The 10,955-nt window shown below is 67.6% G+C and carries 11 protein-coding genes, 1 tRNA gene and 1 other RNA gene; 12 read left to right on the forward strand and 1 reads right to left on the reverse strand.

Annotated elements, in window-relative coordinates; all coding sequences use genetic code 11:
• The first annotated feature begins 50 nt into the window (after positions 1-50).
• The 5 genes from ftsE (at position 51) to HCA58_RS13930 (ending at position 3,899) form a co-directional block, all read left to right on the forward strand.
• Entirely contained in the window at positions 51-731 is a 681-nt protein-coding gene (gene ftsE / locus HCA58_RS13910) for a cell division ATP-binding protein FtsE (RefSeq protein WP_117229384.1), read from the forward strand.
• Between the two features lie 68 nt (positions 732-799).
• Entirely contained in the window at positions 800-1,675 is an 876-nt protein-coding gene (ftsX, locus tag HCA58_RS13915; RefSeq protein ID WP_169598240.1) for a permease-like cell division protein FtsX, read from the forward strand.
• Between the two features lie 186 nt (positions 1,676-1,861).
• Positions 1,862-2,341 carry an SsrA-binding protein SmpB gene (gene smpB / locus HCA58_RS13920; protein ID WP_169598241.1) on the forward strand — a complete coding sequence of 160 codons (480 nt, stop codon included), beginning with the start codon at positions 1,862-1,864 and terminating at the stop codon, positions 2,339-2,341.
• A 105-nt stretch (positions 2,342-2,446) separates the two neighbouring features.
• Positions 2,447-2,822: a transfer-messenger RNA gene (gene ssrA / locus HCA58_RS13925) on the forward strand.
• A gap of 126 nt (positions 2,823-2,948) precedes the next feature.
• Positions 2,949-3,899, forward strand: a complete 951-nt coding sequence (locus HCA58_RS13930) for a hypothetical protein (RefSeq protein ID WP_169598242.1) — start codon at positions 2,949-2,951, stop codon at positions 3,897-3,899.
• A gap of 67 nt (positions 3,900-3,966) precedes the next feature.
• On the opposite strand, the gene mdlC is transcribed toward HCA58_RS13930, so the two are convergent.
• Entirely contained in the window at positions 3,967-5,562 is a 1,596-nt protein-coding gene (gene mdlC / locus HCA58_RS13935; protein WP_169598243.1) for a benzoylformate decarboxylase, read from the reverse strand.
• Between the two features lie 281 nt (positions 5,563-5,843).
• Here mdlC and HCA58_RS13940 point away from each other — a divergent pair, with 281 nt between their 5' ends.
• The 7 genes from HCA58_RS13940 (at position 5,844) to HCA58_RS13970 (ending at position 10,783) form a co-directional block, all read left to right on the forward strand.
• Positions 5,844-6,434, forward strand: coding sequence for a YqgE/AlgH family protein (locus HCA58_RS13940; protein ID WP_169598244.1), 591 nt, complete (start codon positions 5,844-5,846; stop codon positions 6,432-6,434).
• An 89-nt stretch (positions 6,435-6,523) separates the two neighbouring features.
• A tRNA-Ala gene (locus tag HCA58_RS13945) sits at positions 6,524-6,596 on the forward strand.
• Positions 6,597-6,784: 188 nt separating this feature from the next.
• On the forward strand, positions 6,785-8,674 hold the full coding sequence (locus tag HCA58_RS13950) for a hypothetical protein (RefSeq protein WP_169598245.1): 1,890 nt from the start codon (positions 6,785-6,787) through the stop codon (positions 8,672-8,674).
• 510 nt (positions 8,675-9,184) lie between these two features.
• Positions 9,185-9,799 (forward strand): CGNR zinc finger domain-containing protein, encoded by a 615-nt coding sequence (locus HCA58_RS13955; protein ID WP_169598246.1) that lies wholly within the window; start codon positions 9,185-9,187, stop codon positions 9,797-9,799.
• A complete protein-coding gene (locus HCA58_RS13960; protein WP_169598247.1) occupies positions 9,796-10,194 on the forward strand; it encodes a RidA family protein in 399 nt (132 codons plus the stop codon). Before HCA58_RS13955 ends, HCA58_RS13960 begins: the two co-directional genes overlap by 4 nt.
• Positions 10,191-10,427 carry a YdeI/OmpD-associated family protein gene (locus HCA58_RS13965; RefSeq protein WP_169598248.1) on the forward strand — a complete coding sequence of 79 codons (237 nt, stop codon included), beginning with the start codon at positions 10,191-10,193 and terminating at the stop codon, positions 10,425-10,427. Before HCA58_RS13960 ends, HCA58_RS13965 begins: the two co-directional genes overlap by 4 nt.
• A gap of 95 nt (positions 10,428-10,522) precedes the next feature.
• Positions 10,523-10,783 carry a hypothetical protein gene (locus HCA58_RS13970; RefSeq protein WP_169598249.1) on the forward strand — a complete coding sequence of 87 codons (261 nt, stop codon included), beginning with the start codon at positions 10,523-10,525 and terminating at the stop codon, positions 10,781-10,783.
• The last annotated feature ends 172 nt before the right edge of the window (positions 10,784-10,955 follow it).

The raw sequence follows: 10,955 nt of genomic DNA on the forward strand, positions 1-10,955 counted from the left end.
GCGGGGCGTGGGACTTGGCACGCCAGTTACACGGCGTAGACTCACCACCCGTGATTCAGCTTGAGCAAGTGACGAAGACGTACCCGAAGGCGTCGCGGCCTTCGCTCGACAACGTGTCCGTGTCGATCGACAAGGGCGAGTTCGTCTTCTTCATCGGCCCATCCGGCTCCGGCAAGTCCACGATCATCAAAATGCTGCTGCACGAGGTGGCCCCCAACAAGGGACGGGTCGTCGTCAACGGCAAGGACGTCACGTCGATGCGGTCCTGGAAGCGCCCGCACTTCCGCCGCTCGATCGGTTGTGTCTTCCAGGACTTCCGGCTGCTGCCCAACCGCACCGCGTACGAGAACGTCGCGTTCGCGTTGGAGGTGATCGGCAAGACCAAGGCGGTGGCCCGTCGGGTCGTGCCGGAGGTGCTGGAACTGGTCGGGCTCGGAGGCAAGGAGCACCGCTACCCACACGAGCTCTCCGGTGGTGAGCAGCAGCGCGTGGCGGTGGCCCGGGCGTTCGTGAACCGTCCGCTGATCCTGCTGGCGGACGAGCCGACCGGTAACCTGGACCCGGACACATCCATCGAGATCATGCGCCTGCTGGACCGGATCAACCGCACCGGCACCACCGTCGTGATGGTCACGCACGACTCGAACATTGTGAACCAGATGCGCCGCCGCGTCATCGAAATCGAGAGCGGCCGTATCGTTCGCGACCAGGCCCGCGGCGTCTACGGGTGACGGCTCCTACCCACCGCACCCCGATCTGACGACGAACACCTCACGCCGGAGAGCCGGAGGAAATCCCGATGCGGATGAAATACGTCATGTCCGAGGTACTGGTCGGACTGTGGCGCAACGTGACCATGACCATCGCGATGATCATCACGATGGCGGTCTCGCTGACCATGCTCGGCGCCAGCGGCTTGATCTACACCAAGGTCGCGGACATGAAGCAGCTGTACTTCGAGAACATCGAGGTCTCGATCTTCCTCAACGCCGACGTGACGGACGAACAGCGCAGCGCGATCTCCGCGCAGCTGGAGTCCGACCCGCTGATCTCGCAGGCCACGTACGTCAACAAGGACGAGGCTTTCCAGCGTTTCCAGGAGATGTTCCGGGACTCACCGGACCTGCTCAGCGCGGTCAGGGCGGAGCAGCTACCGGAGTCGTACCGGCTCAAGCTGGTCAACCCGGAAGAATACAAGGTCATCTCCGACCAGTACACCGCGATCGAGGGTGTCGACCAGGTCGTCGACCAGAGCCAGGTACTCGACAAGATCTTCAACCTGTTCACCGCCGGGCAGAACATCGCGCTCGTCGCCGCGATCGCGATGGCCGTCGCCGCGCTGCTGCTCGTCGCCAACACCATCCAGGTCGCCGCGTACAGCAAGCGTCGTGAGGTGGCGGTCATGAAGCTGGTCGGCGCGTCCAACTGGTTCATCCAGGCACCGTTCGTGCTGGAGGCAGTGGTCGCCGGTCTCATCGGCTCGGTGCTGGGTCTCGGCGCCCTGGCCGCGCTGAAGGTGTTCCTCTTCGACGGCGCCCTCAGCGCGCTACAAGGGCTCTTCGCGCCGGTGAGTTGGGGTGAGGTGTTCCTGACCTTCCCGGTGATGGCTGGTGTCGGCGGCCTGATCAGCGCGGTCACCGCCTGGGTCACGCTCCGCTTCTACCTGCGGGTCTAGCTCCTCCGCGTGGACCGCAGGGCACACCGGACCACCCCCACCAGTGCGGCGAAGGCCCTTCCACGCCGGAACAATCGGCGCGGAAGGGCCCTTGCCGTTCGGGTAGCATGATCTCCGCCCGCCGGCCGGCAGGATCGGTCACGGCAGGATCGGTCACGGCAGGAACGGAAGGGAGGTGGCGCGGCGATGCCACGGGAAAAGGGGCGCAAAGTCGTCGCCTCCAACAAGAAGGCGCGTCACGACTACGCCATCCTCGACACGTACGAGGCAGGCATGGCGCTCACCGGCACCGAAGTGAAGTCGTTGCGAGCCGGGCGCGCCTCACTTGTCGACGCGTTCGCTCAGGAACGGGACGGCGAGCTCTATCTGCACAGCATGCACATCCCCGAGTACGTGCAGGGCACCTGGACCAACCACGAGCCCCGACGTACCCGCAAGCTGCTGCTGAAGCGGCTGGAGATCGATCGGCTGATCGGCAAGCTCCGGGAGAGCGGACTGACCCTGGTGCCGTTGCAGGTCTACTTTTCCGACGGCTGGGCCAAGGTGGAGATCGGTCTGGCCAAGGGCAAGAAGGCTTACGACAAGCGGCAGGACCTCGCCAAACGGGACGCTGACCGGGAGATCCAGCGGGCGGTGGGTCGGCGAGGCAAGGGAATGCACGACTGATCTGTCCGGAATGTCGAGCGCGGCGCGTTGCCCCGGGCTCGGGATGAATCAGGTTGCGGCAGGCGTTACGCTTGTCGGAGCCGCCGAAACCCGGCGGCCTGTCGAGGGGGTGACTGGTTTCGACTTCGTACGTTGCGGCAGGGGAAGCGAGCCGAGGAAGCCGACGTCGTCTCGAGAATCGTTCGTCGGAAACCAATAAGCGCCAAGAACAATCGCGCTGACTTCGCTCTCGCCGCCTGAGGCGAGTAGCAAGTCTGTCGGCCTGGGAGCGCCTTCGACCCAGCTAGCCGGCATCAGCTAGAAGGCTGGCCAACCGGACCCGGTCGCGGGGTCCGTGCGGCGAGATCAATCAGCGACTGGGCCCGTCACACCGACTCGCTCGCGTGATCGGAGGGGCCGAGTAGAGGCACAGCGAGCTGCGCTCGGAGAAGCCCTGACAAGGCGGCGAAGGACCCGGGTTCGATTCCCGGCACCTCCACCACCTCGCCACGCGCCCCGGTCACCTGACCGGGGCGCGTAGTCGTCTCTGCCCCGGTCGAGGCCACGAACGGAACGCAACCATCACGGATCGCGGGAACCAGCCACAGGGATGCACCGTCAAACCGGTATGCGCCGCATCCTCGCCCTACTGGGTCCACCACTGCTGCTGATGGCCGCCGGTTGCGCCCCGGCCCACACCGGGTCGTCCGGGCCGGGCATCCCGGCCAACGGGCACGAGGAATTCGAGCAGCGAGCCACAACGATCGCGCAGGCGTGGCGCCCCGATGAAGAGTGGACCAGTGGCTACGTACCGCTGCAAGACCCCACCGTGCTCCTCGGCGACCCGGATTTCACCGAGGAAACCAAGCTCGCCTTCAACGCCGGGTGGTACCGGGAGCAGGTGCCGATGCCGTCCGGGCAACCAGACGACGGCACCATCCGCTTCCCGGACGACGAGATGCCGGTGCCTTTGATCACCGCAGCCGAGGCGTACCGGCAGCTCGACCAGGGGGACCCCCCACCCTGCCCCGGTCGACCAAAGGACCCTGGTACGCCGCCGCCAGCCGAACCGCCCGGCGGACCCGACGCGCCAGTGAGCAGCGGGCCGCAGGCCGACTGCATTCCGCTCACCGTCACCAACGTCGAACTGGGCTCCGCGCCGGTGCACACCAGTCAGGGCGAGGCACAGGTACCGGCCTGGCTGTTCACCGTCGAGGAAATCGATGCAGTGGTCGCCCGGATCGCGGTCGCACCCGACGCCGTCGGTGCCCTGCCCGACCCCGTGACGCCGTCGGCGCCCACCCCGCAGGACCTCGTCAGCGCGCAGGACATCGAATCCGCCGACGACACGACGCTGATCTTCCGGCTCGGCGTCGGAAGCTGCGACAGTGGAATCACTCCGCTGGTGCAGGAACACGACCAGGTGGTCGTGGTCGGCGGCACGGTGGTGCGGAGCACCGGCGTCTGCGACGACATGCTCCGGTTGGAACCGGTCACGGTGACGCTACGGTCACCTCTGGGAGCCCGACCGGTCCTCGACGTGGTCAGCGCATCACCGCTGCGTTTCGCTGCGGGCTGACCGCCCGGCCGACGCCGCCCGGTCCCGGGGCGGCGTCGGCCGGTGCCCCTGTCACGCCTACTGCCGCTCACAGAATCGGCGGAACGTCGGTACGGATCGGCACCGGCAACACCGTCGGACCACCAGCCCGCAACGCCGTCGTCAGCGCCTCCCCGAGCTGATCGGGATCGTCGGCGACGGTGGTGGCGCAGCCGTAGCCCCGGGCGATCGCCGTGACGTCGATGCCCGGCAGGTCCAGTCCGGGTACGCCCGGCGTCTGCTTGAGTTCAGCGAACGCCTTGAGGATCGCGTACTGCTGATTGACCGGCACGACGACGACGAGCGGCAACCGCAACCGGGCGGCGGTCCAGAGGGCCTGGACCGAATAGTGAAAAGAGCCGTCGCCGATCACCGCTACCACCGGTCGATGACGGCCAGTGTCACGCTGCGCGAGTGCGATACCGACCGCCGCCGGCAGGCCGTAGCCGAGACCACCGCTGGCCATCGTGAAGTACGACCCGGGAGTGTCGAACCGCAGCCGACGACGCAGCGCCGACAGGTTGGACGGGGACTCCTGCACCAGCACCCCGTCCTCGGGCCAGTGCCGCGCCAGCGCGGCGAACAGCCCGTCAGCACTGAGCGGAACCGAATCCGTCACCGGCGCCGGCACCCGGCGGGCGACCGGTGGTGGCCGGTCCGCCGGTGGCATCAGATCGGCCAGCGCGGCGAGGGTGAGGCCAGCATCGCCAAGGAGGCTGTCACCGACAGGCGCCCGGGCCGCCTCCTCAGGATCGTCGGTGACGTGCAGCAGCCGGGCACCATCCGGCAACGTCTCACCCGGCACATGCGGGTAGTACCGGAACACCGGTGCGCCGACCACCAGCACGGTGTCGTGGCCCCGAAGCTGGTCGGCCAACGGGCCGATCGCGAAGGGCAACACTCCCCGAAAATGGGGATGGCTCTCAGGAAAAGCGGTGCGTTCCGGCGCGGGCGCCGACCAGACCGGCGCGACCAGCCGCTCCGCCAGAGCGACCGCGGCCTCCCAGGCACCGGCCCGGTCCACGGCCGCCCCGAACACCAACGCCGGTGACCGGCACGTCGCCAGTGCGGCGGCGAAATGACGCAGCCGCTCCGGGTCAGGGGCGAACCGGGTGGCCACCGTGCGGACCTGTGGCGGTGGGCCGGCGGGCTGTGCCCAGTCGTCAAGCGGCAGCGAGAGAAAGACGGGTCCGGACGGCGGCTGGATCGCGGTCGCGTACGCCCGCATGAGCGCCGCAGGGACGTCCTGGGCCCGGGTCGGTTCGTGGGCCCACTTGACGTAGGGCTGAGGTAGCTCGGTGGGATGGCGGGCGGTGAGGCGGGGTTCGAGCAGCAGCATCTCCCGGGTCTGCTGGCCGGCGGTGACAATCAGCGGGGTCCGGTTGTGCCAGGCGGTGACGATGTTGCCCATGGCGTTGCCGGTGCCCGGTGCCGTATGCAGGTTGACATGCACCGGCGCCCCCGTGACCTGCGCGTATCCGTCGGCCATACCCACCGCCGATGCCTCGTGCAGCGCGAGCACATAGTGGAAGTCGTCGGGGAAGGCGTGCAGGAACGGCTCCTCGGTGGACCCGGGGTTGCCGAAGACAGTGGTCATGCCCAAGGCCCGGAGCAGGTCGTAGGTGGTGTCGCGGACCGTAGCCATCGTCTCCGAATGTATCGGGGCGACTCGGGTGCCCAGGCCGTTTCGCCACTGCCCGGACATGTCGCTCCTACCGGCCGGTCAGCGATCGGCCGGTAGGAGCCCTTCGACAACCCCGTCCGACCGCGTCTGTCGATCACCCGACCGCCAGATCTTCGCCTGGATCGGGGACGCAGGCTATGGTGCCAGGCATGACGATGAGAGCGCGGAAGTCACCGGTTGGGCTCACCGTCGACGAGTGTGGCCGGTTCTGCCTCCCTGTGCGCGATTGACGGGTAGGTGTGATGCAGGGAGAGGGGCAGGCGATCGGCGGGCGGACGACGGAGTCGATGATCGGGAAGCTGCTGGTGGCGACACCGGCACTGAAAGACCCGAACTTCGACCGTACCGTCGTGTTGCTTGTCGCGCACGAGCCCGGCGGCGCGCTCGGTGTGGTGCTCAACCGGGCCACCGAAGTGCCGGTCGCAGACGTGCTGCGCGACTGGGGCGACCTGGCTCGTCACCCGGCCGTGTTGTTCGAGGGCGGCCCCGTACAGCCCGAATCGGCGATCTGCCTGGCCCGTATGCGGACACCGGTACGCCGCCTCAAAGGCTTCCATCAGGTCTCCGGCGCGGTCGGCACACTCGACCTGTCGGTCGACCCGCAGCGGTTACGGGAGAACGTACAGGGCATCCGGGTTTTCGCCGGGTACGCGGGCTGGAGCACCGGCCAGCTGGAGCAGGAGATCGAGGACGGCTCCTGGTTCGTGCTCGACGCCCTCCCCGGCGACGCGTTCGTCGACCGCCCCGACGACCTGTGGCCCATGGTGCTGCGCCGCCAAGGCGGCATGATGGCCGCCGTCGCGCACTTCCCACCGGACGTGGCGCTGAACTGACCGGCTCGGCGGGCACCCCCGCGAGATGACCATGCTGACGGGCGTGTGTATAGTTCTCCCAGTGCCCGGGAGACCGGGTGCGACAACAAGGGGCCGTGGCGCAGCTGGTAGCGCACCACACTGGCAGTGTGGGGGTCAGGGGTTCGAGTCCCCTCGGCTCCACCCTTGTTTCCGCAGGTCAATCGGCATTGGTCATCGACCAGTGCCGATTTTCTGATCATCGTGCTCACAGGTGTGCTCACACGACCGCCCCACACTGCTGCTCGATGATGGGCGGCAGGTCGGGCCTGGCACCGCTCCTTAGCAGGCATTTTTGCTGTGATCTTGGCGGTTGGCGTGATCGAGGTGAAGTGTGGGGCGTCCGAAACGGCGGGTACGCGATCTGGAACGCCACCGACACCCTCGGCCTGACCGGCGGCGTGGTGCAAGTCCGGGCCCGTATCTACACCCCCAGCGGCACCACCCCGGCGTACACGATTCCGTGGGTGCAGGTGAGCGTCGACTCCAGCGGCGCTGGCGCCGCCGCCGACGAGGTCGGGCCGGGTTCGGTGAACCTGCTCACCGGCGACTACGCGATGTCCTCCACCGACGCCGACGAACTGGGCCTGTCGGTGTCGCGGACGTCGTCGTCGCGTAACCGCAGCGACGGCTACCAGGCAATGGCCGAACGGCTCACGCCGAACCAGAAGCAGATTTCCACGAACCTGACCGGCTTCACCGTGCCGACCACCTCGTCGGCGGCCCGCTCCACCGCCCGCGGTCAGGGCGAGACCACCCCTGTCGACTCGCTGGAGATCACCCCGGTCACCACGACGAGCAACGACACCTACGTGGCGGTCGGCGGGGACAACGGCGGGCTGCGGTTGGGCATGACCGCCGGCAAGACGTACCGGATGACCGGCTGGATCTACGTGCCCGCCGCCACCGGCCTCGTACCGGAGAACACCCAGCGTGGGCTGCGCATCGTCGGCATCCACCGCGTGGGCGGCACCTACAGCGAAGTCGTCTCGCCGATGGCCGCCTACACCGACGGCTGGCAGGAACTGTCGGTCGACATGACCGTCCCCGCCGGCGCGACCGAGGCGTTCTTCCGGCTTTACAACGGTGCTCAGGGTGGTTCGGGTCGCCGGGTCTACTGGGACAACCTGTCGATGACCGAGATCGTCGCCCCCTTCGGACCCGCCTGGTCCGGCGGCGCGACCGGTGGGGCGGCGGACGTCGACTACACCACCCTCACCCTGCCGGAGCCGTCCATGGCGGTGGTCAACACCATCGGCGGCGACTGGACCACCTTCGCCAAGAACACCGACGGCACCTCTTTCACCCCCGAACCCGGCGCGGAGGGAATGACCCTGACCAGGGTGGGCAGCACCGCCTACCGCCTGTCCGAACTCGACGGCACGGTCACCGAGTTCACCCAGCAGGGCGGAGCATGGGCCGCCACCAGCTCCTGGACGGCCGAAGCCCACACCGCCACCCGCTACACCTACGACACCAGCGGCGACAGCGACAGGAAACGCGAGCGCACCGTGCGCCTGCCCGCCGCCTACGTTACCGAGCACACCCACCTGGCTTACGCCTCGACCGCCTACAGGGTGCAGGGCATCACCGTACCGGCATCGCACACGATCCTCACCGACGCCATGAGTGGCGCGGCCGTCTATGTCGGCATGACCCGTGGCACCGACGAGAACGTGCTGCATGTCATCGCCGAGAATCCGGCCGAGGCCCGGCAGCAGTTCATCGACGCGGTAAAGCGCGACCGCGCCGACCGAGGACTCACCGACGCCACTCAGCAAGCGGCAGAAGCGGTGCGGGGGTTGGTCGACGACGGCCCCGTGCAGATCGTCACCACCGAGATAGCCGCGCTCACCCAGCAGGCCGAGCACGCCGAACAGCGCGCGGCCCTGTGGCGGCAGGCCGCCGAAGCGCTGACGGAGTTGTATGCGCGGCAGCGCGAGGAACGCGACCAAGCAACACGGACCGCAGACAGCGCAGCCCGGCAGTTGGAGCGGGTGCGGGGCGAGGTCGCCGCCCCGCTCACCGAGCAGGCATCGGCGGCGCTGGCCGAGTGGAGCGATGCCGACACCGCACGGCGTGCCGCCCGCGACCGGCTAGGCACCGGTCGGCAGGTTCGGCAAGCGTCGCGCCACCGCCGAACTCGACACCGCGCAGACCCTCGCCCACCACGCGGAGAATCGGCTGACGAGAACGTGGGGCAAGCCGCCGCTGCGTGGTGAGAGTCGGGCCGTGTGGGTCGAGCGCGTAACGCGCCCTCGGATCGACACCGACCCGCGCGTGATCGAGGCGACCGAGCAGCACGAGGCCGCAGCGAGAGCCGTGCGCAAGGCGCTGGAACCCGACCCGTGGCCGCGCCTGCGCATCTACGCCCGCATCTCGGGTGCCGAGGCCGTGGCGAAGCACCAGGCCGCCTACCTCGACGCCCGCCCCCCACACCACCGCCGTGAACCAGGCCCGCGCCGCGCAGCACGCCTGCGCCGAAGTCGAGGCGCTCCGCGCCCTCACCCCGGCCGAGGCAGTCGAGCGGATCGAGCAGACCCGTGCCACGGAGCAGGCGCAGCACGAGGCGGGCGGCCGTGCCATGAAAGAGCGCCAACGACAGCTCGATCCGTCTCACTCTCATACGCACGACCGCACTCCACACTATGGCGGGCCGTCTCTGGGTCGGTAGCCGACACCGTCAGGTCTACAGTTGACTGATCCGGAACGTAACCGAGTATCATGGTTACATGAATCTGGACCCACCGACCGGCCAGTGGTTCGTCGCAGGCGACGGGCAGCGTTGGTGGTTCGACTCCGGCTCTATCGCATTCGACTTCGCCTACACGGGTGGCTTTCCCGGCCCGCCTGAGTGGGAGTACTGGCGCGAGCCGCAGGATGTCGCCAAGTGGTGGCGCGAACGATTCGGAGTCGATGTGCCGGTGAGCGCGGCGGACTACGCGCAAGCGCGTGAACTGCGGAAGATGATCGCCCAGGCGGTGATTGCGGCAGCCTATGACCGACTGGTTCCAGACGAGTCTGCGGCCACCATTGATGAGTGGGCGGCGCGTCCTGACGTGCCGCCCCAACTGCGCGCCGAGCCGCCGGTCAGCTCCGATCGGCTCCTGGCAACCATCGCAAGGTCTGCCGTCGCTGCGCTCCGTCAGGCAGAGCGAGTACGCGTCTGCGGTGCCGATGACTGTGCGGTCATGTATCTGGACACCTCGCATTCGAGAAATCGCGCCTGGTGCTCGATGCAGCGGTGCGGCAACCGGCACAAAGTACGGGCGCTGCGCGCACGCCGCGCCGCATCCGGCACGACAAACGATCCACAACAGCAACCACGACAGGAGAACAACTCATGACCCTCACGCACATCAACCCCGCAGCTCTGCACAAGAACCCCGCATTCTCTCAGGGTGTGCTGGCGACAGGTGGCTCGCTGCTCGTCGTCGGCGGACAACACGGCACCGATGAGCAGGGACAGCTTGTTTCCACCGATCTCGGTGAACAGACGAAGCAAGCCCTCCGGAACGTACTCACGGTGCTCGCCGACGTAGGGGCAGACGCGAGCCACGTCGCCCGACTCGGCGTCTATCTAGCTGCCGGGGCCGACGCTGGTGCCGGGTACGCATCGGCGTTCGAGGTCTGGGGCGCAAATCCCGCTGCGGTCACGGTAGTCATCGTTCATTCCTTCGCGCGACCCGGCGTTCTGGTGGAAATCGAAGCACTGGCCGTCGTGCCGGAGAGCGCATCATGACCCTGCAAAGGCCAGCACAGCAGATGCCAGACGATATCGCGGAAGTGCTCGCCGAGCACCGGTTGCGCAACGCCTACAACGACAGACCGGCCTACCAGCGCAACGATTACCTTGCATGGATCGGTCGCGCGAAGCGACCCAAGACGCGAGGCACGCGGATCAATCAGATGCTCGACGAACTGGAAGAAGGCGGCACCTACATGGGGATGCAACACCGTCCATCCCAACGATGAACGATCACCGCGTCTTCGCCCAGACCGTGCGCCGGTGACCGCATCTCACGGAATGCCGACACCACGCCGATGGTCACGGCGTACGAGACGGAGCCATGAGTACACCTTTTGCAGCGATCAGAGCAGGAACGCTGACCTCGCGCCGCCGAGTGCAGGCCAGTGCATTCGACTGCGTGCGCTTCGTTGTGATCCGTGATGGTTCGTTGCTCATCGACTACACGAACCGGGTCGAGCCGGTCAGCATAGGCGACGTTGTGATGGTGGCTCCCCACACGGCCATTGGGTACGAGCCAGAGGGCAAGACCACTGTCCTCGGTCTTTCACTTGAGCATGGATTCATAGCTTGTTTTCGATGAAGTTGATTCGCGCTGGTTTTGCCGCTTTGTTGGCATGCTGAGGGCCCGGCACTGGGCCGGGTTCCTCCGTGTTGCGGGTTGGAGCGTGAGCCTCGACGTCAGCCGGTGGGCCGGGGTAGTGCGGCGAGCTTGTTGAATGCGCTGGTCAGGGCGTTGGCCCAGGGCCAGTTGG

Origin of the sequence: Micromonospora sp. HNM0581, assembly GCF_012726175.1 — a bacterium.
Taxonomy (GTDB): Bacteria; Actinomycetota; Actinomycetes; order Mycobacteriales; family Micromonosporaceae; genus Micromonospora.